Origin of the sequence: Nocardia sp. CDC160, assembly GCF_035818795.1 — a bacterium.
GTDB lineage: Bacteria > Actinomycetota > Actinomycetes > Mycobacteriales > Mycobacteriaceae > Nocardia.
This window is the reverse complement of record NZ_JAYKYT010000005.1, coordinates 742993-768377: the sequence shown is the minus strand read 5'-3', so window position 1 is coordinate 768377 and position 25385 is coordinate 742993. Positions and strand designations below refer to the sequence as shown.

The 25385-nt window shown below is 68.1% G+C and carries 21 protein-coding genes, 1 rRNA gene and 1 pseudogene; 18 read left to right on the top strand and 5 right to left on the bottom strand.

Features of this window, described 5'->3' with window-relative positions; genetic code table 11:
- Positions 1 to 186 precede the first annotated feature (186 nt).
- From rrf to VMT40_RS31330, 4 genes and pseudogenes are all read left to right on the top strand, one after another.
- Positions 187 to 303: ribosomal RNA gene (gene rrf, locus VMT40_RS31345) — 5S ribosomal RNA — on the top strand.
- A gap of 836 nt (positions 304 to 1139) precedes the next feature.
- Positions 1140 to 2087 (top strand): annotated as a pseudogene (locus VMT40_RS31340) (hypothetical protein); the annotation flags it as partial.
- A 127-nt stretch (positions 2088 to 2214) separates the two neighbouring features.
- Positions 2215 to 3111, top strand: coding sequence for an HAD-IIA family hydrolase (locus VMT40_RS31335; protein WP_326362755.1), 897 nt, complete (start codon positions 2215 to 2217; stop codon positions 3109 to 3111).
- A 55-nt stretch (positions 3112 to 3166) separates the two neighbouring features.
- Positions 3167 to 3604, top strand: a complete 438-nt coding sequence (locus VMT40_RS31330; RefSeq protein WP_326362753.1) for a GNAT family N-acetyltransferase — start codon at positions 3167 to 3169, stop codon at positions 3602 to 3604.
- Positions 3605 to 3608: 4 nt separating this feature from the next.
- Here VMT40_RS31330 and VMT40_RS31325 read toward each other — a convergent pair whose 3' ends face one another.
- The gene (locus tag VMT40_RS31325) at positions 3609 to 4367 is read right to left on the bottom strand and encodes a class I SAM-dependent methyltransferase (RefSeq protein ID WP_326362751.1); all 759 of its coding nucleotides are present in this window, start codon (positions 4365 to 4367) and stop codon (positions 3609 to 3611) included.
- 227 nt (positions 4368 to 4594) lie between these two features.
- On the opposite strand from VMT40_RS31325, the gene VMT40_RS31320 reads away from it, so the two are divergent.
- Genes VMT40_RS31320 through recN form a run of 4 tightly spaced genes read left to right on the top strand, consistent with a single transcriptional unit; the run spans position 4595 to position 8498 of the window.
- A complete protein-coding gene (locus VMT40_RS31320) occupies positions 4595 to 4873 on the top strand; it encodes a hypothetical protein (RefSeq protein ID WP_326362750.1) in 279 nt (92 codons plus the stop codon).
- 1 nt (position 4874) lies between these two features.
- On the top strand, positions 4875 to 5777 hold the full coding sequence (locus VMT40_RS31315; protein WP_326362749.1) for a TlyA family RNA methyltransferase: 903 nt from the start codon (positions 4875 to 4877) through the stop codon (positions 5775 to 5777).
- The gene (locus VMT40_RS31310) at positions 5774 to 6739 is read left to right on the top strand and encodes an NAD kinase (RefSeq protein WP_326362748.1); all 966 of its coding nucleotides are present in this window, start codon (positions 5774 to 5776) and stop codon (positions 6737 to 6739) included. Before VMT40_RS31315 ends, VMT40_RS31310 begins: the two co-directional genes overlap by 4 nt.
- On the top strand, positions 6717 to 8498 hold the full coding sequence (gene recN / locus VMT40_RS31305) for a DNA repair protein RecN (RefSeq protein ID WP_326362747.1): 1782 nt from the start codon (positions 6717 to 6719) through the stop codon (positions 8496 to 8498). The genes VMT40_RS31310 and recN overlap by 23 nt, the downstream gene beginning before the upstream one ends.
- Positions 8499 to 8505: 7 nt before the next feature.
- Here recN and VMT40_RS31300 read toward each other — a convergent pair whose 3' ends face one another.
- Positions 8506 to 9108 carry a TetR/AcrR family transcriptional regulator gene (locus VMT40_RS31300; protein ID WP_326362746.1) on the bottom strand — a complete coding sequence of 201 codons (603 nt, stop codon included), beginning with the start codon at positions 9106 to 9108 and terminating at the stop codon, positions 8506 to 8508.
- Positions 9109 to 9219: 111 nt separating this feature from the next.
- Here VMT40_RS31300 and VMT40_RS31295 point away from each other — a divergent pair, with 111 nt between their 5' ends.
- A complete protein-coding gene (locus VMT40_RS31295; RefSeq protein ID WP_326362745.1) occupies positions 9220 to 9636 on the top strand; it encodes an ester cyclase in 417 nt (138 codons plus the stop codon).
- A 161-nt stretch (positions 9637 to 9797) separates the two neighbouring features.
- Here VMT40_RS31295 and VMT40_RS31290 read toward each other — a convergent pair whose 3' ends face one another.
- Positions 9798 to 10217 carry an SRPBCC family protein gene (locus VMT40_RS31290; RefSeq protein ID WP_326311939.1) on the bottom strand — a complete coding sequence of 140 codons (420 nt, stop codon included), beginning with the start codon at positions 10215 to 10217 and terminating at the stop codon, positions 9798 to 9800.
- A gap of 173 nt (positions 10218 to 10390) precedes the next feature.
- Between VMT40_RS31290 and steA the strand changes: the two genes are divergently transcribed.
- From steA to xerD, 5 genes are all read left to right on the top strand, one after another.
- Positions 10391 to 11602 (top strand): putative cytokinetic ring protein SteA, encoded by a 1212-nt coding sequence (gene steA, locus VMT40_RS31285; protein ID WP_326362743.1) that lies wholly within the window; start codon positions 10391 to 10393, stop codon positions 11600 to 11602.
- A 7-nt stretch (positions 11603 to 11609) separates the two neighbouring features.
- Positions 11610 to 12530 carry a copper transporter gene (locus VMT40_RS31280; protein ID WP_326362742.1) on the top strand — a complete coding sequence of 307 codons (921 nt, stop codon included), beginning with the start codon at positions 11610 to 11612 and terminating at the stop codon, positions 12528 to 12530.
- A gap of 130 nt (positions 12531 to 12660) precedes the next feature.
- Complete coding sequence (locus VMT40_RS31275) at positions 12661 to 14385, top strand: CTP synthase (protein WP_326362740.1); 1725 nt, start codon at positions 12661 to 12663, stop codon at positions 14383 to 14385.
- A 162-nt stretch (positions 14386 to 14547) separates the two neighbouring features.
- Complete coding sequence (locus VMT40_RS31270) at positions 14548 to 15207, top strand: NUDIX hydrolase (RefSeq protein ID WP_326362738.1); 660 nt, start codon at positions 14548 to 14550, stop codon at positions 15205 to 15207.
- Between the two features lie 103 nt (positions 15208 to 15310).
- On the top strand, positions 15311 to 16231 hold the full coding sequence (gene xerD / locus VMT40_RS31265; RefSeq protein WP_326362736.1) for a site-specific tyrosine recombinase XerD: 921 nt from the start codon (positions 15311 to 15313) through the stop codon (positions 16229 to 16231).
- Between the two features lie 32 nt (positions 16232 to 16263).
- On the opposite strand, the gene VMT40_RS31260 is transcribed toward xerD, so the two are convergent.
- Positions 16264 to 17583, bottom strand: coding sequence for a lipase family protein (locus VMT40_RS31260; protein WP_326362734.1), 1320 nt, complete (start codon positions 17581 to 17583; stop codon positions 16264 to 16266).
- 331 nt (positions 17584 to 17914) lie between these two features.
- Between VMT40_RS31260 and VMT40_RS31255 the strand changes: the two genes are divergently transcribed.
- Positions 17915 to 19825 (top strand): CocE/NonD family hydrolase, encoded by a 1911-nt coding sequence (locus tag VMT40_RS31255; protein ID WP_326362732.1) that lies wholly within the window; start codon positions 17915 to 17917, stop codon positions 19823 to 19825.
- Here VMT40_RS31255 and VMT40_RS31250 read toward each other — a convergent pair.
- Positions 19797 to 21701: a CocE/NonD family hydrolase gene (locus tag VMT40_RS31250; protein ID WP_326362730.1), complete on the bottom strand. Its 1905-nt coding sequence runs from the start codon at positions 21699 to 21701 to the stop codon at positions 19797 to 19799. The two genes, VMT40_RS31255 and VMT40_RS31250, sit on opposite strands and share 29 nt — an antisense overlap.
- A 157-nt stretch (positions 21702 to 21858) precedes the next feature.
- Here VMT40_RS31250 and VMT40_RS31245 point away from each other — a divergent pair, with 157 nt between their 5' ends.
- The 3 genes from VMT40_RS31245 to VMT40_RS31235 all read left to right on the top strand — a co-directional run bounded on the left by VMT40_RS31245 (position 21859) and on the right by VMT40_RS31235 (position 25186).
- Entirely contained in the window at positions 21859 to 22746 is an 888-nt protein-coding gene (locus tag VMT40_RS31245) for an alpha/beta fold hydrolase (RefSeq protein WP_326362728.1), read from the top strand.
- A gap of 347 nt (positions 22747 to 23093) precedes the next feature.
- A complete protein-coding gene (locus tag VMT40_RS31240) occupies positions 23094 to 23990 on the top strand; it encodes a ParA family protein (protein WP_326362812.1) in 897 nt (298 codons plus the stop codon).
- A gap of 323 nt (positions 23991 to 24313) precedes the next feature.
- Positions 24314 to 25186, top strand: coding sequence for a segregation and condensation protein A (locus VMT40_RS31235; protein ID WP_326362811.1), 873 nt, complete (start codon positions 24314 to 24316; stop codon positions 25184 to 25186).
- The last annotated feature ends 199 nt before the right edge of the window (positions 25187 to 25385 follow it).

The window sequence follows — 25385 nt, the reverse complement described above, 5'->3', positions numbered from 1 at the left end:
GCCCGGTAACGGGTGTAGGTGACTGGTACTAATAGGCCGAGGACTTACCAACAAAGAAGCTACGCGTCCACTGTGCAGTATCTGAAACAACACACAGACCCCGTCTGTTGGGAATGGGTGTTCGAGGGCAAGGCCCTCGCATCTCCCTTTCCCCGCGGAACGCGGGTGTGGATAGTTTCATAGAGTTACGGCGGCTATAGCGGTGGGGAAACGCCCGGTCCCATTCCGAACCCGGAAGCTAAGGCCACCTGCGCCGATGGTACTGCACTCGACAGGGTGTGGGAGAGTAGGACACCGCCGGAACATCCTTCGCGAAAGGGGACCCAACACTGGGTCCCCTTTCGGCGTTTAACGACCCGCTGCCGCGTGAGCGGCTGGGGCGGCGTGATTGAATTTGGGGTGGTGGATCCGATCCACCGGCCCTCCTCACGCGCTCCAGCGCCGTGGCCGGGTACCGCAGGCTACAAGAACAGAGAGGGATCACCGTGGCGGAGCAGAACGACGACCGCAAACCCTTCCGCCGCAACAGCGGTGGAACCGGACAGGGCGGCTACCAACGGCGCGATGAAGGCGAACGCCGCGACCAGGGCCGCACCTACGGCGGCGGCCCGCGTCGGGATCGCGACGGCGGCGGCCGTGAGGGCGGCTTCAACCGCGACGGCGGCAACAACCGTGGACGCGACAATGAGCGCGGCGGCTTCAACCGCGGTGGCGAGCGCCGTGAAGGCGGATTCGACCGTGGTGAACGCCGTGAGGGCGGGTACAACCGCGGCGGAAGCGATCGCCGCGAGGGCGGTTTCAACCGCGGCGGCGGTGACCGTCGCGAGGGTGGCTTCAGCCGCGGTGGCGAGCGTCGTGAAGGCGGATTCGACCGTGGTGAACGCCGTGAGGGCGGGTACAACCGCGGCGGAAGCGATCGCCGCGAAGGTGGCTTCAATCGTGGTGGTGGCGACCGTCGCGAAGGTGGCTTCAACCGTGGCGGTGGCGATCGTCGCGAGGGCGGTTTCAACCGCGGCGGCGGTGACCGTCGTGAGGGCGGTTTCAACCGCGGTGGCGAGCGCCGTGAAGGCGGGTTCGATCGCGGGGAGCGTCGCGAGGGCAGCTTCAATCGTGGCGGTGAGCGTCGTGAGGGTGGCTACAACCGTGACGGCGGCCGCGACGGTGGTTTCACTCGGGGTGGCGAAAACCGTGGTGGCGGACGGGGATTCGACCGCGACCGTGGTGGCGAGCGGAAGAGCTTCGGCCGCAATGGTTCCGGCGAGGACCGTCGTGGCAATCGCGAGAATCGGGACGATCGGGATTTCGAGCGTGCCGAGAAGCGTTCGGGCGAGCGGTCGTTCGAGGATCGCGGTGAGCGTCGCCGGGGTGGCGAGGGCGCGCGGGTCGGCGGCGGCAAACCGGGTGAGCGGCGTTCGGGTCGCCCCGATGAGCCGGTGCTCCCCGATGATGTGCAGGCCTCGGATCTCGAGCCCGCCGTGCGCCGCGACCTGCTGAGCCTGGACAAGGGCAATGCCGAGTCCGTGGCCCGGCACCTGGTGATGGTCGCGCAGCTGCTGGACGAGGATCCCGAGCTGGCGCTGGCGCACGCCCGCGCGGCCCGGCAGCGGGCCGGTCGCATCGCGGTGGTTCGCGAAACCGCCGGTGTCGCCGCCTATCACGCGGGTGAGTGGGCCGAGGCGCTGTCCGAGCTGCGGACCGCGCGCCGCATGTCCGGCGGCTCGGGCCTGCTGGCCGTCATGGCCGACTGCGAGCGCGGCCTGGGCCGTCCCGAGCGCGCCATCGAGCTGGGTCGCAGCGATGAGGCGCGTGCGCTCCAGGGCGACGAGGCCACCGAGCTGCGAATCGTGGTCGCGGGTGCGCGCATGGATCTGGGCCAGTTCGATCAGGCCGTGGTCACCCTGCAGACCGCCGAACTCGACCCGTCCCGTACGGGTTCCGCCGCGGCCCGCCTGTTCTACGCCTATGCCGAGGCCCTGTTGGCCGCCGGGCGCGCGGACGAGGCGCTCACCTGGTTCATGAACTCCGCCTCCGCGGACCTCGACGGCGAGACCGACGCCGAGGAGCGCGCGGCCGAACTGTCGGGCGAGGGTGACGGCGCGGATTGGACCGCGGCTTTCGACGAGGAGGACGCCGGGGACGCGGCGGACGCGGAAGAATCCGACGAGGCGACCACGAAGTCCGACGGCGACACCGAAAACTGAGTAAGGCGGCGGCATGCGATTGCGCGACCGGTTCGAGGCACTGCTATTGGATCTGGACGGAACCCTGTTCCGCGGCCACGAGCCGATTCCGGGCGCGTCGGAGGCACTGCACGCCGGTGCCCCCGACCAGCGACTGATGTACGTCACCAATAACGCCAGCCGCTCGGCCAACGGTGTGGCGATGCACCTGCGCGAGCTGGGCTTCGACGCCACCGAGGACGAGGTGGTCACCAGCGCGCAGGCGGCCGCCCGCCTGCTCGCCCACCGGGTCGCGCCCGGTTCCACCGTGCTGGTGGTGGGCACCGACGATCTGATGGCCGAGGTGGAAAACGTTGGCCTGCAAGCGGTCCGCCGCTACGACGGCGTGACTCCGGCGGCGGTGATCCAGGGCCACTCCCCGCAGACCGCCTGGGCCGACCTGGCCGAGGCGGCCTACGCACTGCGCTCCGGCGCGCTCTGGGTGGCCGCCAATACCGACGCCACCCTCCCCACCGAACGCGGCCTGGCTCCCGGCAACGGCTCCATGGTCGCGGCGCTGCGGCAGGCGTCGGGTCTCGAACCGGTCGTGGCGGGCAAGCCCTACTCCCCGCTCATGGAGGACGCCCTCGAACGGGCGGGCACCCGTGACGCCCTGGTGGTCGGTGACCGTCTCGACACCGATATCGACGGCGCGGCCGCCACGGGTCTCGAATCGCTGATGGTTCTGACCGGCGTGAGCACCCTCGAGGACCTGCGAACCCAAGCCACCGATCGTCTCCCGACCTACATCGCCGAGGACTTGTCGGCGCTGAATCATCCGGTGGCCGACGCCGATCCGATCCCGGCGGGCGCGGACCTCGCCGACGCGCTCACCGAGCGCTTGCGGGCCTTCCCGGGTCGCGCCATCCCAGTGGGCAAAGTGGGCTTCTGAAATTCCCGTCCATTGGCTATCGGGGAAGTCCACCCGAGTCAATATCGTCGGTCCCATGGGTGAGATCAGAGAGATCGGTGCGGGAGCAACCAAGCTCGGTGCGCGGGCCATGCTGGAGCTACGGCCGCGCTGGGAGACAACGGACGCGATCGTCGACATCATCGACACGCGCCTGCGCCCGCTGGGCTATCGGCTGATGGGGGTCTTCGACGGAAGCGCCGACGAGGCCCTGTCGGTCATGGGTTTCCGGGAGTCGTTCACCTCGGCCTGGGGTCGGCACATCTACGTCGACGATCTGAGCACGCTGCCGCGAGCGCGAGGCCGCGGCTACGGCGACGCGCTGATCGGGTGGGTGAAGGACGAGGCGAAACGACTGGGATGCGAAGCGGTGCATCTGGATTCGGGCGTGAACGCCAACCGGGCCCCCGCGCACCGGCTCTACATGCGCAATCGCTTCGCCATCACCTCCCATCACTTCGCGGTCGAGGTGTGAAGTCTCACAGCGGCTTTCGCGCCTCGACCAAGGTCCGCGCGGAATGGGCGACGAACGGGCCCGCATCGACGATCTGCCGGTGCAGGCCGTAGAGGCGGTCGCGGTAGGCCTCGACGGTGAAGCCGGGGACCATCCAGATGACCTTGCGCAGGAAGTACACGACCGCGCCGATGTCGTTGAACTCCATTCGAAGACGCTCGGGGCGGGATTGCACGATCTCCAGCCCGGCGGCCCGGGCCGCGGCGGCCTCGGTGGCCGGATCGCGTGCGGTGCGGGCCGCGGGCTGCGGGCCGAGAAAGTACTCCACCAGCTCGAAGACGCTGGCCGGTCCGACGTGCTGGGCGAAGTACGTGCCGCCCGGCTGGAGAACGCGGGCGATCTCGGTCCACCAGATGGTCGCCGGATGGCGGCTGGTCACCAGGTCGAAGGCCGCATCGCCGAACGGGAGTGGCGGTTCGTCCGGATCCGAGACGACGACCACGCCGCGCGGGTGCAGGAGTCGGGTCGCTTTGTCCAGATTCGGCGGCCAGGATTCGGTGGCGACCATGGTCGGCGGGAAGACGTCGGCCTCGGCCAGGACTTCACCGCCGCCGGTTTGGATATCGAGCCCGGCACGGGCGGTGGCGAGTCGGCGGGCCTGCAGTTTCTGGTATCCCCACGACGGTCGTTGCTCGGTGGCGCGTCCGTCGAGCCAGGAGAAGTCCCAGCCGTCGACCGACGCGGCGTCGGCCTCGTGGATCAGTTTCTCGAAGTCGCTGTCCATTCGCTCAATACTGTCAGCCGGGTGCGAAGGGTTTTCGTGTCACGCGGACAAGCCGGTGTGGGCGATGCGGGCGGGCGCATTCGGGCATGACGGGCGTGGCCGGTCGGGGACGGGATCGGGATGCGGCGGGGTACGTGTGTTCGAATGCGAGTTCGGGTAGCGTTGTCGCCACGATGACTATGCCCACCCCTCACCCGCAGATCCCCACACCGGGACATGCTTCGGCCATGCCGGGACACACCGCAGCAACGCCGGGCCCGCGTCCCGGTATGCCGCTGCCCGGGCAGCATCTGGCGGCCGCGAATCAGGAGTTCGCCGACCCGGAGCGGGTCAAGGCGGATGTCGATGCGCTGTTGGCCGAATTGTCGGCGGGCGCACCGAATCCCGGCTTCCCGGGCGCGCCGAGCGTGCACTCCGAGGGCACCGATATCGTGCGGCGGGCCAAGATTCTCGAGCAGGCGCACGAGGTGCTCGTGCAGGCCCTGGCCACGGTGGACAAGATCTGAGGTGGCCAGGCGCGCACGGGTGGACGCGGAACTGGTTCGTCGCGGATTGGCGCGGTCGCGGGAACACGCGACCGAGCTGATCGCCGCGGGCCGCGTCCTGATCAATGGATCGGTTGCCACCAAACCGGCGACCGGCGTCGAGGCGGGCACGCCCCTGCTGGTGCGGGAGGAACCCGACGAGGTGCAGTGGGCCTCGCGCGGCGCGCACAAGCTGCTCGGCGCACTGGAGGCGTTCGAGCCGCAGGGCGTGTCGGTGTCGGGCAAGCGCTGCCTCGATGCCGGGGCGTCGACCGGTGGCTTCACCGATGTGCTGCTCGCACGCGGCGCCAAGGAGGTGGTGGCCGCCGATGTCGGCTACGGCCAGCTCATCTGGCGACTCCAGAACGACGACCGCGTCCACGTGCACGACCGCACCAACGTCCGCCAGCTGACGCCCGAACTCATCGGCGGCACAGTCGAATTGGTGGTCACCGACCTGTCGTTCATCTCCCTGGCGCTGGTGCTGCCCGCGCTGGCCGCCTGTGCCGCGCCCGGGGCGGATCTGCTGCCCATGGTGAAGCCGCAGTTCGAGGTCGGCAAGGATCGGGTGGGAGCCGGTGGCGTGGTGCGGGATCCGGCCCTGCGTGCCGAGGCGGTGCGCGAAGTCGCCGCCGCGGCAGCGAAACTCGGACTTCGGACCCACGGTGTGACGGCCAGCCCACTGCCCGGGCCGTCGGGCAATGTCGAATACTTCCTCTGGCTGCGCAAGGAATCCGTACCGGAGAAAACCGGCGCGGAGGCCGGGGACTCGGCGGCTGTCGCGATCGGTGACGGCGCGGACGTCGGTGCGGGCGCATACGATGCAGAAGAGGCCGCACGCGTCGCGGCGCTGATCGATCGTGCGGTGCAGGAGGGTCCACAGTGAACGCGGCTAGCCCGGCCAGGGAAGTGCTGCTGGTCGCGCATCCGGGACGGCCGGAGATCACCGATACCGCGCACCGCGTGGCGAAGATCCTGTGCGGGGCCGGGATCGGCTTGCGGGTGCTCGAGGACGAGGCGTACAGCACCCGATTCGATGTGGACGACGACGGCGTGGCCGACGGCTACCCGGTGCGGGTCATGGCACACAATCCGGACGCCGCGGCCGGTACCGAGATGGTGCTCGCGCTCGGCGGCGACGGCACGTTCCTGCGGGCCGCGGAGCTCGCGCGCATCGCCCGGGTGCCGGTGCTGGGAATCAATATGGGCCGCATCGGTTTTCTCACCGAGGCCGAGGCCGATCACCTGGACGAGGCGCTCTCGCAGGTGGTGCGGCGTGACTATACCGTCGAAGAGCGGATGACGATCGATGTCACCGTGCGCGTCGACGACCAGATCGTGGAGCGCGGCTGGGCGCTCAATGAGGCCAGTATCGAGAATGCCGCGCGCATGGGCGTTCTCGAGGTGGTGCTCGAGGTGGACGGCCGCCCGGTGTCCTCCTTCGGCTGCGACGGTGTGCTGATCGCCACTCCCACCGGATCCACCGCCTACGCCTTCTCGGCGGGCGGGCCGGTGGTGTGGCCGGAACTCGAAGCGCTGCTGGTGATTCCGTCCAATGCCCACGCCCTGTTCGCGCGACCCCTGGTGACCAGCCCGGATTCGCGGATCGCGGTGGAAACCGTTGCGACGGGCCACGATGCGATAGTTTTCCTCGACGGCCGACGCACCCTCGCACTGCCGCGGGGCGGCCGGGTCGAAACGGTCCGCGGGACCGAACCGGTGCGGTGGGTTCGGCTCGATTCCGCGCCGTTCGCCGATCGGATGGTGCGCAAATTCCAGTTGCCCGTGACAGGCTGGAGAGGCCGACAGCGGATGGAGAGCACGAGTGCTGACAGAGATCAGGATTGACGGGCTTGGCGTTATTTCCACCGCCACCGCGCAATTCCATGAGGGTTTAACCGTTTTGACCGGTGAGACCGGTGCGGGCAAGACCATGGTGGTGACCAGCCTGCACCTGCTCAGCGGTGCGCGCGCCGACGCCGGACGGGTCCGCCTGGGTGCGTCGCGGGCGGTGGTCGAGGGCCGCTTCACCATGGACGAGGTGCACGACGGCGCGCTCGGCGAGGTCGAGGAGGTGCTGGAATCCTCGGGGGCCGAACGCGATGACGACGGCAGCATTATCGCGGTGCGCACCGTCGGCAGCGATGGCCGCTCGCGCGCGCACCTGGGCGGCCGGTCGGTGCCCGCCTCGGTGCTCTCGGATTTCACGACACCGCTGCTCACCGTGCACGGGCAGAACGATCAGCTGCGGTTGCAGCGGCCCGATCAGCAGCTGCACGCGCTGGACCAATTCGCCGCCGACACCGTGGCTCCGCTGCTGGCCAAGTATCAGAAGGCGCGGCGCACCTGGCTGGACAAGCGCAATCAGCTGCTCGAAAGGACCGCGCGCAGCCGCGAATTGGCGCTCGAGGCCGACCATTTGACCCAGTCGCTGGCCGAAATCGACGCCATCGCACCGGAACCCGGTGAGGACGAGCATCTCGTGCACGAGGTGCGTCGGCTCTCGGACCTGGATTCGCTGCGCGAGGCGGCGTCCACCGCGCACGACGCGCTGGCCGGGCCCGCCGACTCGCCGGGTGCGGATGCCGGTGCCCTGGACCTGCTGGGCACCGCGCGCGCCCGCATCGAGGCTTCCGACGATCCGAAGCTGTCCGAGCTGGGTCCCCGCCTGGGCGAGGCGATCTCGGTGATCGTGGATCTGACCACCGAACTCAGCTCGTATCTGTCGGACCTGCCGTCGGATCCGGGCGCGCTGGAGTCCATGCTGACCCGCCAGGCCGAGTTGAAGACGCTGACCCGCAAGTACGCGCCCGATATCGACGGCGTGATCAAGTGGGCCGATGAGGCTCGCACCCGGCTGGCCTCGCTGGACGTGTCGGAGGAGGCGCTGGCCGCGCTGGCCGCCGACGTGGAGGCCGCCGCCGCCAAGGTGCGCGAGGCGGCCACCAAGCTGACCGCGGCGCGCACCAAGGCCGCGGGCAAGCTCGCCGCCGCCGTGAGCGCGGAACTGGGCGGTCTGGCAATGGGTCGTGCGCGGCTCGAGGTCGGTGTCGGTCCCGTCCTTGCGGGCGTTCAGGATTCGGCCCCGCTGATGATCGACGGCAAGGAGCTGCACGCCGGTTCCACCGGTGTCGACGAGGTCGAATTCCGCCTCGCCGCCCACTCCGGGGCCCACCCGCTGCCGCTGAGCAAGAGCGCCTCCGGCGGTGAGCTCTCCCGCATCATGCTCGCCCTGGAAGTGGTGCTGGCCAGCTCGGAGCACGGTACCACCATGGTCTTCGACGAGGTCGACGCGGGCGTCGGCGGTCGCGCCGCCATCGAAATCGGCCGCCGCCTGGCCCGTTTGGCCCGCACCCACCAGGTCATCGTGGTGACCCACCTCCCGCAGGTGGCCGCCTTCGCCGACACCCACCTGGTGGTCGACAAGCTCGACGACGGTAAGGCCGTCAAATCCGGCGTCAAGGCCCTCACCCAGGACGAACGCGTGGTGGAACTCGCCCGCATGCTCGCGGGCATGGGCGATACCGAAACCGGCCGCGCCCACGCCTGGGAGCTGCTCACCACCGCCCACGCCGAAAAGGTCGGAGCCGCCGCCTCCGGCGAGTAGCAGCGGCTCAATCCGGCTGTGCGGCTTCGGCTTCGGCCAAGGCCTGGCGGATGAGGGCGCGGGCGGACCAGGACATGAGGTCGGTGGCATCCTCGGGGGAGAGGTTCAGGACGTCCTGGGTGCTGACCAGGGCTTCGATGCCATAGACCAGGACGATCGCGTTGACCAGACGCTCGAGTTGGTCCGGCGAGAGGCGGTCGGCCAACGGTTCGAGGGCGGCGCGGGCCATGCGCAGGCGGGTGGTCCCGCGGTTGGGAACGCGATCGGCCTCGGGGATATCGGCCTGCTCGATCCAGCGGTCGAGGATGGAGCGCAGCACTGTGCGCCACAGCAATTGGTCCGCGAACTGCATGTTCGCGGCGGAGCGGATCACGACGTCGATGCGCTCCTCGGCGTCGCCGGTGAGATTGTCGAGCACGCCGGTGAAGTCGCGGCGCAGATGCTCCTCGCGGCTGGCGACCTCCGACCACAGCGATTGCGGGTTGGGGAAGTAGCGATAGGCGGTGGCGGGAGAGACGCGGGCGGCCTCGGCCACCTCCGGGATCGACGGTGAGCGGCCGTCCTTGGCGAGCGCGATCGCGGCCTCCAGCAATGCTTCGCGGGTCCGCATCTTCTGGTTCTGCCTGCCACTCGTGAGAAATTTCTCTTGACGTGAGACGCTCATCTCACGAAGATAACAGAGTCTCATAAAAATGGGTCTCACCGGACAGGGAGGAACGTGATGACGCCTGAAGAGATGAACGCTATCTACACGCGGCACGCCGAGGCGGAAGCGAACAAGGACGTGGCGGGGATCCTGGCGACGCTCAGCGCGGACGTCGAACATGAGGTGGTGGGTGACCCGCGCGGGATTCTGCGCGACCACGCCGCCATCGGGGCCCGGTATCAAGAGCTGGTCGAATCCATCGACGAGGACAAGTTCGAGATTGTGCACCGGTACTACGGCGAGAACTTCATGGTCGACGAATCCCATTGGTATGGGCGGGTGCCCGGGAACTTGCTGGGGATTCCGGGCAAGAACCGGCCGGTGAACTTCCGGGTTCTGCACGTGTGCGAATTCCGCGACGGGAAGATGACGCGGGAGAACGTCTGGCTCGATGTCGCTGCCGTCATGCAGCAACTCGCGCCCACCCACTGAGCCCGACTACCCGCACCGATCCGACAACCGGTCGGGGCCTCTCCGACAAACGGCCGGGCCCCACGGGGCTCCGGCCGGAAGTCCGTGCCGCCGCGCCTGTTTCGAGGGGAGCGCGGCGGTGCGAATTCTGGTCGAGCGCCTCGACTACTTCAGTGTTTCGACTACTTCAGCGCCTTGCGGACCGCGCCGATGAGCTGATTGGTCAGCGCGCGCAGGCCGGGCTCGAGAATCTGGTCGGGCACGGGCAGGCTGGGCTCGGACTCCATGGTGTAGACCACCCGGGTGCCGCCCGGCGCGTCGGAGAAGCTGATGGTGCCGACGTGGCGCTTGACCGGCGCGCCCGCGATGACGCGGTAGACCATGCGCTCATTGGGGACCAGCTCGGTGGTCTCCTCGGTCGGGCCGACCGGGCCCAGCCCGAGATGGTACTGCGCGCCGACGCCATTGGGCGCGCCAATGCCCGGCTTCTTCAACGTAACCTTGATGGGCACAAAGGGATTGATGCTGTCACGCTCGGTGAAGAGCTTGTAGACGGTCTCGCGCGGGGCGGGCAGAACGGTGTCGACGGTGGTGCTGGCCATGGCGGCATGGTCTCCTTTCGTGCCGATGTCCGGAGCATATCCTTACCGGCCGGTAAGAAGATAGCCGCGATGAGGACATTCGGGTCGGACCGACAACATCACTGTGACAGATGCGGGCCCCGACCGGCGCGCCTCCACCAAAGGTTGAGACTTTCGGGCAATTATCGTTCGTTATGAAGATGTTGGCCCTGCTTTCGCGCAATACCGAAACGCTTCCTGGTCTGACCGGCATGGCCCGGGTGGACCGGAACACGAGGCGGCTGCTGCAGCGGGTGGGGCCGGGCGACGTGGTCGTCCTCGACGAGATGGACCTGGATCGACTCACCGCCGACCGCCTCGTGGAGGCGCAGGTGGCGGTGGTGATCAACGCCTCGCCCTCGATCTCCGGGCGCTACCCGAACCTGGGCCCGGAAGTGCTGGTGGCCAATGGCATTCAGCTGATGGACGCGGTCAGCTCCGACGTCTTCAAGAAGATCAAGGACGGCATCAAGGTGCGCGTCGAGGGCGGTGTCGTCTACGCCGACAAGCTCTCCAAGAAGGAACCCGAGGCGCTGGTCGAGGGCATCGAGCTCACCGAGGCGACCATCGCCGAGCGCATGATCGAGGCCCGTAACGGGCTGGCCGATCACCTGGAAGCGTTCTCCGGCAACACCATCGAGTTCATTCGCACCGAATCCTCCTTGCTCATCGATGGCATCGGGGTGCCCGATGTCGAAATCGACATGAAGAAGCGGCATGTCGTGGTCGTCGCCGACGGGCCCGACCACATCGAGGACCTCAAGCGCATCAAGCCGTTCATCAAGGAGTACGCGCCGATTCTCATCGGCGTCGGCCGCGGCGCGGATACCTTGACCCGCAATGGATATCGCCCGGACCTGATCGTCGGTGATCCCGAGGAGATCACCGCCACCACGCTCAAGTCCGGCGCCGAGGTGATCCTGCCCGCCGACACCGACGGGCACGCCAAGGGTTTGGAGCGCATTCAGGATCTGGGCATCGGCGCGACCACCTTCCCGTCCTCGGGCGCGCCCGCGGATCTGGCGCTGCTGCTGGCCGACCACCATGGCGCGTCACTGATCGTGACCGTCGGCGCGGCGGCCTCCCTCGACGACTTCTTCGACCGCGGTCGCCGGGATTCGAATCCGGCAACCTTCCTGACACGCCTGAAAATGGGCACCAAGCTCATGGATGCGAAAGCCGTTGCGTCGCTGTACCGTCACCGGGGCTCCGGCTGGGCGGTCGCGCTGGTGGTGCTGGCCGCACTGGTCGCCCTGATCGTCGCCGTGCTGGCCACCCACATGGGTGGCGAGGCGCTGACCTGGGTCACCGATACCTGGCATCGCGGATCGGGTTGGGTGGAGCGGCTATTGGACCAACATAGGTAGGGGACCCATGATTTCCTTTCGGCACCACGCGATTTCGATCGCCGCGGTTTTTCTGGCGCTGGCGGTGGGCGTGGTGCTGGGCACCCGCGCACACGGCGGCGGGCTGTTGCCGGGCTCGGGCGATAGAGCGCAGGTCGACGAGCTACGCGCGGACAACGGGCGCTTGAACGAACAGGTGAAGGCCGCGGACGCGTTCCTCGCTGGCGCTGCGGGCAAACTCCTGGCCAATAGTCTGACCAACCGGTCGGTCCTCGTCTTCACCACGCCCGACGCCGACAGCGGCGATGCCGACGCGGTCACCGCGGCGCTCACCACCGCCGGGGCCACGGTCACCGGCCGGATCGGACTCACCGGCGCGTTCACCGACTCCTCCGAGGGCGATCGCCTGCGCACCGCGCTGGTGAACGTCGTGCCCGCCGGGGCCCAGCTCAAGATCGACGCCGTCGATCAGGGCAGCCTCGCGGGCGATCTGCTCGGCCAGGTGCTGCTCACCGATCCCACCTCCGGCCAGTCCCGCGGCACCCCGCAGGAGCGCGGCCTGGCCCTGGAAACCCTGCGCGGCGGCGGCTTCCTGACCTTCGCCGACGTGCAGCCCGCCCAGCTGGCCGTGGTGGTCACCGGGGACGGCGCGCGGGCCGAGGAGAACAATCGCGGCACCATCATCGCCCGGTTCGCCGGAGGGCTGCGATCCCACAGCGCGGGTGTGGTGCTGGCGGGTCGCTACGGGGCCGCCGAGGGGCCGGGCGCGATCGCCGTGGCCCGCTCCGAGGGCGGACTGGCCACGGTCACCACCGTCGACAATGTGGACCGCGAGATCGGCCGCATCACCACCGTGCTCGGGCTGACCGAGCAGCTGAACGGCGGAACCGGGCGGTACGGCACGGGTGCGAAGGCGACGTCGCTCACAATCGCGGCCATGCCCCGCTGACCGGAGTCCGAGAAAAGCCGCCCGCGACACGGGAAAAAGCCCTCACGACACGCCGAATCGAGCCAATCGGTGGCAACCGGTGCGCGTGCCGTTCGATCGGCCCCACCGATCCGTGTTACCGTGAAGACCCGTGGGTAATTCACGGATTCCGGCGCGCGCGGCCACGAAACACATCTTCGTCAGCGGCGGTGTCGCCTCTTCACTCGGTAAGGGCCTGACCGCCTCCAGCCTCGGTCAGCTGCTTACGTCGCGCGGGCTGCGCGTCACGATGCAGAAGCTGGATCCGTACCTGAACGTCGATCCCGGCACCATGAACCCCTTCCAGCACGGTGAGGTGTTCGTGACCGAGGACGGCGCGGAGACGGACCTCGATGTCGGTCACTACGAACGCTTTCTGGACCGCGACCTGTCGGCGGACGCGAATGTGACCACCGGCCAGGTGTACTCGAAGGTGATCGCCAAGGAGCGCCGCGGCGAGTACCTCGGTGACACGGTGCAGGTGATCCCGCACATCACCGACGAGATCAAGAGCCGCATTCTCGCCATGGCGGGACCGGACCTGCACGGACAGGTGCCGGATGTGGTGATCACCGAAATCGGTGGCACCGTGGGCGATATCGAGTCGCAGCCGTTCCTCGAGGCGGCGCGCCAGATTCGCCACGAGGTGGGTCGCGACAACTGCTTCTTCCTGCACGTCACGCTGGTGCCGTACCTGGGCCCGTCGGGCGAGCTCAAGACCAAGCCGACCCAGCACTCGGTGGCGGCGCTGCGCAATATCGGTATCCAGCCCGACGCGCTGATCCTGCGCTGCGATCGCGAGGTGCCGCAGGCGCTCAAGAACAAGATCGCGCTCATGTGCGACGTGGATGTGGACGCCTGCATCTCGACGCCGGACGCGCCGTCGATCTACGACATTCCGAAGGTGCTGCACCGGGAAGGCTTGGACGCCTACGTCGTTCGCCGCCTCGGCCTGCCCTTCCGGGACGTGGACTGGACGGTCTGGGGCGATCTGCTGGACCGCGTGCACAACCCGCGCGAAGAGGTCACCGTCGCGCTGGTCGGCAAGTACGTCGATCTGCCGGACGCCTACCTGTCGGTCACCGAGGCGCTGCGCGCGGGCGGTTTCGCTTCGCGGGCCAAGGTGAACATCCGCTGGGTGCAGTCCGACGAGTGTGAGACCGAGGCGGGTGCGCGTTCGCATCTGGCCGATGTCGACGCCATTCTCATTCCGGGCGGCTTCGGCATTCGCGGCATCGAGGGCAAGGTGGGCGCGATCCGCTACGCCCGCGAGCACAAGATTCCGCTGCTGGGCCTGTGCCTGGGTCTGCAGTGCGTGGTCATCGAGGCGGCGCGCTCGGTGGGTCTGAAGGACGCCAACTCGGCGGAATTCGAGCCCGACACCAAGTACCCGGTCATCTCCACCATGGCCGACCAGGAGCAGATCGTCGCCGGTGAGGCCGATCTCGGCGGCACCATGCGCCTGGGCGCGTACCCGGCTGTGCTGGAAAAGGATTCGCTGGTCGCTCAGGCGTACGGCGCGACCGAGGTCTCCGAGCGGCACCGCCACCGCTACGAGGTCAACAACACCTACCGCGACAAGATCGCCAAGAGCGGGCTGAAGTTCAGCGGCACCTCCCCGAACGGCCACCTGGTCGAATTCGTCGAGTACCCCGCCGACAAGCACCCCTTCCTGGTGGCCACCCAGGCCCACCCGGAACTCAAGTCCCGCCCCACCCGCCCGCACCCCCTCTTCGCGGCCCTCATCTCGGCGGCCCTGAACTACAAGGCCGCCGAACGCCTCCCGGTGGAGATCCCCAACGAACTCCCCGCCGAGGCCGAGAAGGTCTCCAAGTAGCCCGTCGCGCGACGCCGGTACCCCCGAACCGCCCGAGCACTCCCCGGAGTACTCGGGCGGTTTCGCGTCCACGCCGTGTCGGTCCCCGGTTAGGCGTGTTGTGCGCCACGGGGAGTCCCGGGGCGCGTCGGGGGTTGTCGGGGTTCGCGCTACGGTGCTGGGGTGACCTCCTCCGATTCGGCACCCGGCACCCATGATTTCGATGTTCTGTCCAGTCGCACCGTGTATTCGGGGGCGATTCTGGCGTTGCGGCTGGACCAGGTGGTCATGCCCGGGGGGAAGGTGGCCGAGCGGGAGGTGATCGAGCACCACGCGGCCGTGGCGGTGGCGGCATTGGACGAGAACGACAACCTCGTGTTGATCAATCAGTATCGGCACCCGATCGGGCGGCGGCTGCTGGAGCTTCCGGCCGGATTGTTGGACAAGCAGGGCGAGGATCCCCTGGAGGCGGCCAAGCGGGAATTGGCCGAGGAGACCGGGCTTGGCGCGCGGGAGTGGTCGGTGCTGGTCGATGTGGCGCTCTCGCCCGGTTTCACCGATGAGGCCCTGCGCGTCTACCTGGCCACCGACCTCTACGAAACCGACCGGCCCGACCCGGAATTGGAAGAGGCCGACATCCAACTCCTCCGCATGCCCCTGGCCGAGGCCGTCCAGGCCGCGCTCTCGGGCGAAATCACCAATGCCACAGCGGTCGCCGGTGTGACGGCCCTGATGACGGCCCGCTCCACCGGAGCTCGGCTCCGCCCCGCCGACGCCCCCTGGCCCGGTATGCCGACCGCCTTCCTGGACCGCAAGGCGCGCGGGAGCGCGGCTCCGGAATAGGTTCCGATTGGGAAAGCGGAATAGGTCCCGATTGGGAAACTTGTTCTGTTTGCCGGGGTTTGGCTGGCGGAGTTCGTCGGTGGGTACTGCAATGATGTGAGCCGTGCTGAAGCGGCAGATCGACGCGTACCTCGACCACTTGGCGGTCGAGCGTGGTGCCGCGCGCAATACGCTCAGCGCGTATCGGCGGGATTTGGGGCGGTATCAGCAGTTTCTGGCCGGGCGCGGGGTGGAAACGCTTGCGCGCGTGACGGAAACGGACATCGCGGACTATATGGTGTCACTGAGGTCCGGGGATGCGGAGCATCCGGCGCTGGCGGCCTCGTCGGCCTCGCGGGCGTTGGTGGCGGTGCGTGGGCTGCATCGGTTCGCGACGGCCGAGGGGATCACCGATGCGGATGTGGCACATCCGGTGAAGCCGCCGACGCCTGCTCGGAGATTGCCGAAAGCGCTACCGTACGACCAGGTTTCGCGGCTACTGGACGCCTCCGGGGGCGATATCGCCGACGGCCCGCGCGGCCTGCGGGATCGCGCGCTGCTGGAGTTGTTGTACTCCACCGGCGCTCGCATTTCGGAGATGGTCGGTCTGGACGTGGACGATATCGACACCGCCGAGCGCGCGGTGATCCTGCGCGGCAAGGGCGGCAAGCAGCGCATGGTACCGATCGGCCGTCCCGCCCTCGCCGCCCTGGACAACTATCTGGTCCGCGGCCGCCCCGCCCTCGCGACCCGCGGCAAGGGCAACAGCGCCCTGTTCCTCAATCACCGCGGCGGCCGACTATCCCGCCAAACCGCCTGGCAGGTCCTGCAATCCGCAGCCGAGCGCGCCGGAATCGCGGCCCAGGTCTCGCCCCACACCCTGCGCCACTCCTTCGCCACCCACCTTCTCGACGGCGGCGCGGACGTCCGCGTCGTGCAGGAGCTGCTGGGGCATGCCTCGGTCACGACCACCCAGATCTACACGTTGGTGACGGTCGGCACCCTGCACGAGGTCTGGGCCACCGCGCATCCGCGCGCCCGCTGAGCTGTCGCGGAACGGGCGCGGGATGTCGGCGCTCAGGTCAGCGGACGGCCGGTGAGGAGGCGGGCGGCGACGCCCAGCAGCCGCCGATAGCCGGGCAGGGAATCCGGGGAAAGGGCAAGGGACCAGACGGTTCTGGGGCCCGCAGGGTCGAGGGGAGCGTCGGCGAAACGGTCGGACAGCCAGTCGACCACCAGTGGCGTGGCAATCAGGGCCAAGGAGACATGTCCGCTCAGGCGATCGCGGATGTACTGGACCGGAGTGCCGACCTGGCGGTAGCGCCAGACCTGTTCGTCCATGTCCTCCACCGCCACCACCGCATCGTTGGTGGCCTGGACGACCAGCATGGGGAAGGAGGGCGCGGTGGTGACGGGGCGGAGTTCGTCGAAGATGCCGCGGAATTGGGGCTCGCGCAGGAGTTCGGCCACGCTGGCTTCGCTGTGGTCGTCGACATTGCGGCCGATGCTGCGGAACAGGATGGGAAAGACCGTGCTGGATTCGGCGTGTGCCATGAGGTCCAGGAACCTGCGGTCGAACCGCGCGCGGACGGCCTTGTCGAGATCGGGGTAGGCGCGGCAGAGCGCGGCGAGCACGAGTGGGATCAGACCGGCGTAGACCGATCCGTTCAGCCGCGCGAAGACGCTCTGCGGATCGCCGACCGGCGAACCCGCCGACGCCCCGACGATATCGAGTTCGGGAGCGTACCCGGCGGCCATTTCACAGGCCCAGGTGGTGGCGAGGCCGCCGCCCGAGTAACCCCACAGGGCGACCGGTGTCTCCGCGCTCAGATGCAGCGGTTCGAAGGACTGGGCGGCCCGAATCCCGTCCAGGATGCGGTATCCGGGTTCGCGCGGGACGCCGAAATGGCCGTCGGTGCCGACATGGTCGGGAATCGAGAGCGTCCAGCCGCGCGCCAGGGCATTGGCGAAGATCACCATCTCGAACTGTGGGAACGAGCCGAAGGCGTTGGCGCCCCGACGCAAGCAGTACGAGGGCAGGCCGCGCGCGACGACCGCGTCGATGGCGCACTGATAGGACACGAGCCGTTTGGGGCCCGCGGGATCGGCGTCCGTGGGCTGGGCCACGGTCGTCACCACCGCCTCCGGTTCCCCGTGCACGTCGGTGGTGCGGTAGAGCAACTGCCAGGCGGAGATTCGCTGCGGAATCACCCCGAGCAGTCCGAGTTCGACCCGGCGGGCTCGGATGATGGTGCCGGGCGTGAGCGCGGCCAGGTCCGCCGGTGGGCGGTAGAACGGGTCGGCCTCGGGCAGCACCGGCGCTCCCCGCGACGATTCGATGCGAAGGTCCGGCCGCGGCGGTACCACCTCTGCGGAATCCTCGATGTCGATACTCACGAACACCCCTCCTGCCGTCGAGCCGGTCGAATGGCCTCACACGGTAACAACGGCGCGGGGTCCGGCCGCGCGCTCGAGTCGTCAACAGCGCCAAGGGCATTGGGCGCAGCTATCGGCTCGGTGGTGCGGTTGCGATCGGCGGACACGGCACGCGGCTGCCCTGGCGACTGTGGGGCAAAGACGATGAATAGGGGGTTCATAGGGGTGTCTGCAACACGGAAAATGTTGTGTACCACTGTATTTCATAACAACTGCAGCTGGACTCCGCTGTGCGGAACGCTTATGTTCCTAGAAACCGAGCGATTCAGCGAAGCCGGAGGTATGCGCTGCCATGGCCGATCCGATGCCGCCGTTGGAACCCCTGCCCCCCGATGCCCGCTTCGACATCGGACCCGAGCTCTACCGGCACTCACACCGGTTGTCCGACATCGCGATTCGCATGCGCGACGGAGTCGTGCTCTCGGCCGATCTGACCCGGCCGGGCGATCGGACCGGCCCCGAGCCCGCACCGCTGCCGGTGGTCGTCAACTTCACGCCCTACAACAAGATCTTCTTTCGAGGCAGCGGCGGCCCGCTGCCCCGGGCCATCGGTCGCTGGATCGGGCCGTCGGATCGGCGGCGCTTCACCGGGCGGGATCTGCTGCACACCCCCGCGGGCGGGCTGTTCGATGTGCTCGCGGCGAGCCCGACCCTGGTCAAGCGCGGCTACGCGTATCTGATGGTGGATGTCCGCGGCACCGGAAGCTCGACCGGCCGTTGGGATTTCTTCAGCGCGGACGAACAGCGGGATTACCTCGAAGTGCTGCGCTGGGTGCGCGAACAACCGTGGTGTGATGGGCGGCTCGCGCTGACCGGCATCTCCTACAACGCCATTGCCGCGCTGGTGGCGGCCGGTCTGCGGCCCGAGGGGCTGGCGGCGGTCTTCGCCGTCGAGGCCGGGGAGGATCCCATTCGCGAACTGGGTCTGACCGGCGGTGTGCCGTCACCGGGAATGGCCGCGTGGATAGCGGTGGTGAACGGGTTCAAATGGGTTCCGTCGATCGGTGGGCTGCTGGCCGCCGGAGCGCTGCGGCAGTACCTGCGGGATCGAATCGCCGATCCGATCAGCTGGATGTGCCGGGCGCTCGCCATCGCGTTCACCGAACACCCGGACGGCTATCTCAATCCCGGGTACGCGGCGAGACTGCCGCGCCTGGAACGGATTCAGGCACCGACCTGGCTGCACGGCGGCTGGCACGACGTCTACAACCGATCCAATTTCCGGATGTACGACCGTCTTTCGATGCCTCCGGGTCGCAAGCAGTTGGTCGTCGACGAGAGCTACCATGTCACGCCCGGCTGCGGCCACGGACTCGACGGCGCTCCGCCGCGGCTCGACGAACTGCAGTGCGCGTGGTTCGACCGCTGGGTCAAGGGCATCGACAATGGCATCGAGCGCTACGGGCCGGTCACCCTGCGTCAGCTCGGCGGCGCGTGGGTCGCTCGCGACCGGTACCCACATCCGTCCGCGAGACTGCATCGGCTGTATCCGACCAGCCGCACGAAATCCGGTGCCACACTGTCCGACTCGGCTCCTCGAAGCCGTCGGCGATTGCCCGTGCCGACGCGGCGGCCGAGCCTGGCCTCCAATAACACCGCGGTCATCTCGATGGGCATCTCCACCCTGTTGGGCACGCGCTACGGGTCCGACGACCGGGTGGCCGAAGCGACCGCGATCACCTTCACGACCGCGCCATTCGGCTCGGATGTCCTGGTGTCCGGTCCGATGTGCCTGCGCTTGCGGGTCGAGGCCGACGGCACCGACGCCTTCTGGTCGGTCACCCTGACCGACGTCGGACCGGACGGAGCGTCGGTGGCCATCACCCGGGGTGCGCTGCTGTCCTCGCTGCGTGCCGTCGACGCGGCCCGAAGCGGTTATGTCGATGGCGAATTGGTCGTTCCCGAGCATCCGTTCACGGCCGAGTCGGTGCTCCCGGTGACGCCCGGCGAACCCTTCGACATCGATATCGAGATCAATCCCACCGAGGCGGTATTGCGCGCGGGACATCGACTCCGCCTCGCGGTCAGCGCCTCCGGGTTTCCCCGGCACGCGTTGAGTCTGCCGCAGCGTCGAAAGGTCAAGGGCCAGGCCATCATCCTCGACCCACGGCATCCCGGCTATCTCGCCTTCACGGCCGTGGGACTGCGGGCCGCCGAGGCGGGGACCGTCGATGTCATTCGGGTCGACGAGCCTGGAAGCTGAGGTAGCTCGGGTGCTCCGGATCGATCAGCACCGCCTGGGAGGCGATGTGGCGTCTGCGCCATGGTGCGATGAGATGTCGCGGGAAGCTGGTGCGGCTCACCGCGATTCGCAGTCGGTGTCCGGCGCGCAGCAGTGCTTCGGTCGGGTTGATCTCGATGTCGATGTCGAAGGGCTCGCCCGGTCGCACGGGCCGGGCGGAGTCGGCGGTGAGCGGATGCATCGGGAACAGCAGCTCGCCGTCGACGTAGTAGCTGGCCTCGGAGTCGGTGTGTCGCAGCGAGGACAACAGCGCACCGCGGGTGATCGGCACCGACGTTCCGTCGGGATGCACATCGCAGACGGTGACCGACCAGAACGCGTCGGTGCCGTTCGCAACGGCACGCAGGTGCAGGTTCATCGGTCCGGTGAGGATCAGATCCGCCTCCAGCGGTGCCCCGGTGAAGGTGACGGCGGTGGCCTCGTTGCGGCGGTCGTCATTACCGTGCTCGGTGCCGAACAGCACGCTGATGCCCATGGTCATGACGGCGGTGTTGTTGGAGGCGGCGCTGACTCGGCCAGCGGGTAGGGGCAGCCGCGTCTCGGTGGCGCACGGTGTCGGGGACAGTGCGGCATCCGTAGTCGCGTGCTCGGCGGCACCGGAGCATTCACCACTGAGATACAGCCGTTGGACCCGGGCGTCGGCGGGCGGGTACTGGATGTGACTGAGCCAGTTGCCATCGCCTTGGCGGCGCAGCGTGATCGGGCCGTAGTGGTCGATGCCATTGTCGATGCCCTTGACCCAGCGGTCGAAGAATGCCGTCTGCAATTCGTCGAGCGCCTGCGGGTTGCCCGCATCCCCGAAGCCGGAACCGGGTGTCAGATGGTAGGAATCGTCGATCAGCAGCTGTTTTTCACCGGCCGGTACCGGAATACGTTCGTACATAATGAAATTGGATCGGTTGTAGACGTCGTGCCAGCCGCCGTGAATCCAGGTGGGCACCTCGATCTGTTCCAGGCGCGGCAGTTTGGTCGCCCACATGTCGTTGAGGTATCCGTCGGGGTGATCGGTGTCGAGGGCGATGCGCAGGGCGTGCCCGATCCAGCCCGAGCGGTGGGTCAGCCGGTCGCGCAGGAAGGTTCCGGCCAGGCCCTCACGCAGCAGACCGGGCCAGGCCGGAATCCACTTGGCGCCGTTGACCCCCAGGATCCAGACCAGCATGCCCGGGGTCAGCGCGCCGCCGGTCAGACCGAGCTCGCGCGGCGGGTTCTCCCCGGCTTCGATGGCGAAGACGGCCTTGAGGCCCTCCGGCCGCTGGGCCGCGGTGTGCAGCGCCGAGATCGCCCCGTAGGACAGGCCCATGACGGCGACATCGCCGTTGCACCAGGGCTGTTCGCGTGCCCAGCGCAGTACCTCGACGTAGTCGAGCTGCTCGCGCGGGCTGAAGAAATCCCAAGCGCCGGTGGAGGTTCCGGTGCCGCGCACATCGACCATGAGGCCGACGTAGCCGCGTGCCACCGCGGTGCGGTTGATCGCGAACGGTTCGAGTACCCCGCCCGCGGGAGTGCGCACCACATCCCGCGCGGTCATGCGGGTTCGGTCCGAGGCGTGGACCCGTCCGGCGAGTCGGCGCGCCACCGTGTTCAGCCGCATGGTGTGGCGGTTGAGCATTTTGTTGTAGGGCGTGAAGTTGATGATCGCCGGGAGCGGCTCGGTAGTCGGCCCCTTGGCGTCGCCCGGTCGCAGCACATCGGCGGTGAGGATCGCACCGTCCGACATCCTGATGGGGATCGTATTGTGCGCGAACAATTTCCGATAGCGAACCGGCCCAATATCGAAGCGGGTGTCCGGGGGAGCGGAGATCTCGGCGGGCAGGGCGGTGGTCAACGGTTCGGCCATCGTGTTCCTTCGGCGACGTCGATGTCGGTGCTGGATATACCTTACATTGTCTGGGACACTTGACGCACCATGTCGACGAGGCGGATTGATTGCCTGATGGGCGCGCGGTGAATACCGTCGATCGCGCGAACGTTCCTGCGACCCTCGGGAGAAATGCATGACTCGGTTGACCTCGCGGGTCGCGGACTGGCAGCGGGCGGGGACCCGCGAAACGATTGGCGGGCATCGGATTTTCGTGCGGGAACGCGACGGGGATCCGAATCTGCCGCCGCTGCTGTTCCTGCACGGGTATCCGTCGAGTTCCTACGACTGGCGCGAGGCATTCGACCGGATCGCGGGCCATCGGCTGGTCGTGTTCGATTTCCTCGGGTTCGGGCTGTCGGACAAGCCGCGAGACGAGTTGTACTCCTTGCGGATTCAGGCCGATATCGCCGAGGAGGTGGCGCGCCGGTTCGACGGTGCGCCCGTCGTGCTGATCGCCCACGACATGGGCAGTTCGGTCGCGACCGAGCTGCTGGCCCGGGATATCGACGGCAAGCTGTCGTTCACCCTCGCGTCGGCGCTGCTGTTCAACGCCAGCATGGTTCGCGAGCAGGCCAGTCTGCTGATCACCCAGAAGCTGCTGCTGAGCCGATTCGGACCGGTGCTCGCCCGGCTGACCAACAAGCCCACCTTCTTGCGTTCGTTTGCCAGCATCTTCTCGCCGTCTCATCCGCTCACGCCCGACGAGGCAGCGGACCAGTGGGCGTTGCTGACCCACAATGACGGCCACCGCCTACTCGACAAGCTGATCCACTACAACCGCGAACGCGTCACCCCGCCCACCTCCGACCGCTGGCACAACGCATTACGCGACTGGCCCGGCCGACTCGAACTGGGCTGGGCCGAGCTGGACCCGATCTGCACCGAAGCCGTGCTGCGGGCGGTGCTGGCACTGCGCCCGCACGCCGCCCTCACCCGCCTCCCCGGTCTGGGCCACTACCCGCAACTCGAGGACCCCCAACGCGTCTACGACCTGATCCAGCGACACGCCTCGCAATCCTGATGGCGCAGTTGCGCCGTGTCGTCTGCCCGACAATTCCGTCGATTCCGATTTATCCGCTGCTTCCGGCGTGGCAGACCGCCGACAGGCCGTAACCTGCTGTGCCACAGTAGGAAGATGGTCCGCGACCGGTCGACACGCCGGGCTCGGTCGGCTGTACCCGGTCTGAAGTGCAGGTTTAGGGTGCGTGTCCGAGCGATGGTCTTGCGCGAACAGGCGGTAGCGTCTAGAGGGGACCCGGACGCACACGCGGCCGGGCGCGTCGCGCACGACGGATCGGTGGGCGAGGCAAGGGCAGGAACGTCGAAGGAGCAGCGGACGTGACGACTACCGGTGGTGCGGGCCAGCGGATCGAAACCGCCGCGCAAACACTGTGGGAGGCACCCGATGTGGTGCACGACGCCAAGCAGGTCGGCCCCACCGGCCGCCCGCTGCGCGAGATCCCGCTGCCACCCGAGCCGGACCACACCGCTCCGGCGCTGATCGTCGCCATGTGCAATCAGAAGGGCGGGGTCGGCAAGACCACCTCGACCATCAATCTCGGTGCGGCGCTGGCCGAGTACGGGCGCAAGGTGCTGCTGGTGGACCTGGACCCGCAGGGCGCGCTGTCGGCGGGTCTCGGTGTGGCGCACCACGATCTGGACGTGACCGTGCACAACCTGCTGGTCGGGCCCGGCAAGGTCAATGTCGACGACGTGCTGATGAACACCAAGGTCGACGGGATGGATCTGCTGCCGTCCAATATCGACCTGTCGGCGGCGGAGATCCAGCTGGTCAACGAGGTCGGCCGCGAGCAGACGCTGGGCCGCGCGCTCGCGCCGCTGCGCAACCGCTACGACTACATCCTCATCGACTGCCAGCCGTCGCTGGGCCTGCTCACCGTCAACGCCCTGGCCTGCGCCGACGGCGTCATCATTCCCATGGAATGCGAGTACTTCTCGCTGCGCGGGCTCGCCCTGCTCAACGACACCGTGGAGAAGGTGCGGGACCGGCTGAATCCCGAGCTGGTGCTGTACGGCATCGTGGTCACCATGTTCGATGCCCGCCTATTGCATTCGCGTCAGGTCATGACGCGCGTGGTCGAGGTGTTCGGCGACCTCGTGTACGACACGGTCATCTCGCGCACCGTCCGCTTCCCCGACGCCAGCGTCGCGGGTGAGCCGATCACCACCTGGGCTCCGAAATCCGGTGGCGCGGAAGCCTATCGGGCCATGGCCCGGGAAGTCATCCAACGGTCGGGCCGTTGAGCGATCCTCTCGACCCAGCGTCCGAGCACCACCCGACGGACGCGGAATTCGACCTGCCCGGCGACGATTCGCCGTCCCCGGGCACTGCCATGCCTTCGGACGATTCGGACTTTTCACTCCTCGCGGATATCGCCGCCGGTGGAGACGAGGGCCTTGCCGCAGGTGCAGACTTCGAGCAGTCCCACGAGGCCGCCGGTGCAATAACGCCCGATGAGCCCCGCGCGTCCACGATCGTGGCGGACATCGCCGGATCGGCCGCGAAGGCGGGTGCCGCGGCGGCGACCCCGGACAAGGTGGCGGGCACTTCCGCCAGCGCGGCGGAGATTCCCGGCGGCGCTTCGGGCGAGGCTGCGGCAGGGGATGATTCGGGCAAAGGCGGCAAATTTCACCTGAAGTTGGCCAACTTTCAGGGGCCGTTCGATCTGTTGTTGCAGCTGATCAGTTCGCGGCGGTTGGATGTCACCGAGATTGCGCTGCACAAGGTGACGGATGAGTTCATCGCGTATACCAAGGCGTTGACCGCGAGTTTGTCCGAGGAGCAGGGGCTGCGGGCGGACAAGATTCTGGATCAGACGACCGAGTTTCTTGTCATCGCGGCTACTCTGCTCGATCTCAAGGCGGCTCGGTTGCTGCCCTCGGGTGAGGTGGCCGACGAGGAGGATCTGGAACTGCTGGAGGCGCGGGACCTGCTCTTCGCGCGGCTGCTGCAGTATCGCGCCTTCAAGCAGGTCGCCGAATTGCTCGGGGAGTTGGAGGCGGCGGCGCTGCAACGGTATCCGCGCGCGGTGTCGCTCGAGGAGCGGTATCTGGAGCTGTTGCCGGAGGTTACGCTGGGGGTGGACGCCGCGGAATTCGCGGAGGTCGCCGCCACGGTGTTCCGGCCGCGTCCGAAACCCCGGGTGGGGCTGGATCACATCCACGCCCACGCGATTTCGATTGCCGAACAGGCCGCCCTGGTCCTGGAAATGCTGAAGAACGCGGGCGCGGGCGGTTGGACGACCTTCCACGAACTCTGCGCCGACTGCGAGCTGCCGATCCAGATCGTGGCCCGCTTCCTCGCGCTGCTCGAGCTCTACCGAGGCAAGACCATCGAGTTCGACCAGCCCGACCCTCTGGGCCCGCTGTCCATCAGCTGGATCGGCGAGCTCGCAGACCAACCCGCCCAACCGGTAACGATCGAAGAGGATTACGGATGACCGAGGTGCAGGACCTGGGAGACGACGTGCACGATCCGACCGCCGACAACCAGCCCGCGCCCGAACTGACCCCGGCCCAACGGATCATCGCCGAAGCGGCCGCCGCGGCGAAGGCCCACGCGGCCCGGTCGGCCGCCGCAGCGCAGCCCCCCGCCGCCGGACACCTTGACGTCGTGGCGCAGGATTCCGCCCGATCCGA

Bases quoted from the DNA above. Each gene is read 5' to 3' on its own strand.
- VMT40_RS31335 (WP_326362755.1), top strand. From the start codon at position 2,215: ATGCGATTGCGCGACCGGTTCGAGGCACTGCTATTGGATCTGGACGGA.
- VMT40_RS31330 (WP_326362753.1), top strand. From the start codon at position 3,167: ATGGGTGAGATCAGAGAGATCGGTGCGGGAGCAACCAAGCTCGGTGCG.
- VMT40_RS31325 (WP_326362751.1), bottom strand. From the start codon at position 4,367: ATGGACAGCGACTTCGAGAAACTGATCCACGAGGCCGACGCCGCGTCG.
- VMT40_RS31320 (WP_326362750.1), top strand. From the start codon at position 4,595: ATGCCGGGACACACCGCAGCAACGCCGGGCCCGCGTCCCGGTATGCCG.
- VMT40_RS31300 (WP_326362746.1), bottom strand. From the start codon at position 9,108: ATGCGGACCCGCGAAGCATTGCTGGAGGCCGCGATCGCGCTCGCCAAG.
- VMT40_RS31295 (WP_326362745.1), top strand. From the start codon at position 9,220: ATGACGCCTGAAGAGATGAACGCTATCTACACGCGGCACGCCGAGGCG.
- VMT40_RS31290 (WP_326311939.1), bottom strand. From the start codon at position 10,217: ATGGCCAGCACCACCGTCGACACCGTTCTGCCCGCCCCGCGCGAGACC.
- steA (WP_326362743.1), top strand. From the start codon at position 10,391: ATGAAGATGTTGGCCCTGCTTTCGCGCAATACCGAAACGCTTCCTGGT.
- VMT40_RS31280 (WP_326362742.1), top strand. From the start codon at position 11,610: ATGATTTCCTTTCGGCACCACGCGATTTCGATCGCCGCGGTTTTTCTG.
- VMT40_RS31255 (WP_326362732.1), top strand. From the start codon at position 17,915: ATGGCCGATCCGATGCCGCCGTTGGAACCCCTGCCCCCCGATGCCCGC.
- VMT40_RS31250 (WP_326362730.1), bottom strand. From the start codon at position 21,701: ATGGCCGAACCGTTGACCACCGCCCTGCCCGCCGAGATCTCCGCTCCC.
- VMT40_RS31245 (WP_326362728.1), top strand. From the start codon at position 21,859: ATGACTCGGTTGACCTCGCGGGTCGCGGACTGGCAGCGGGCGGGGACC.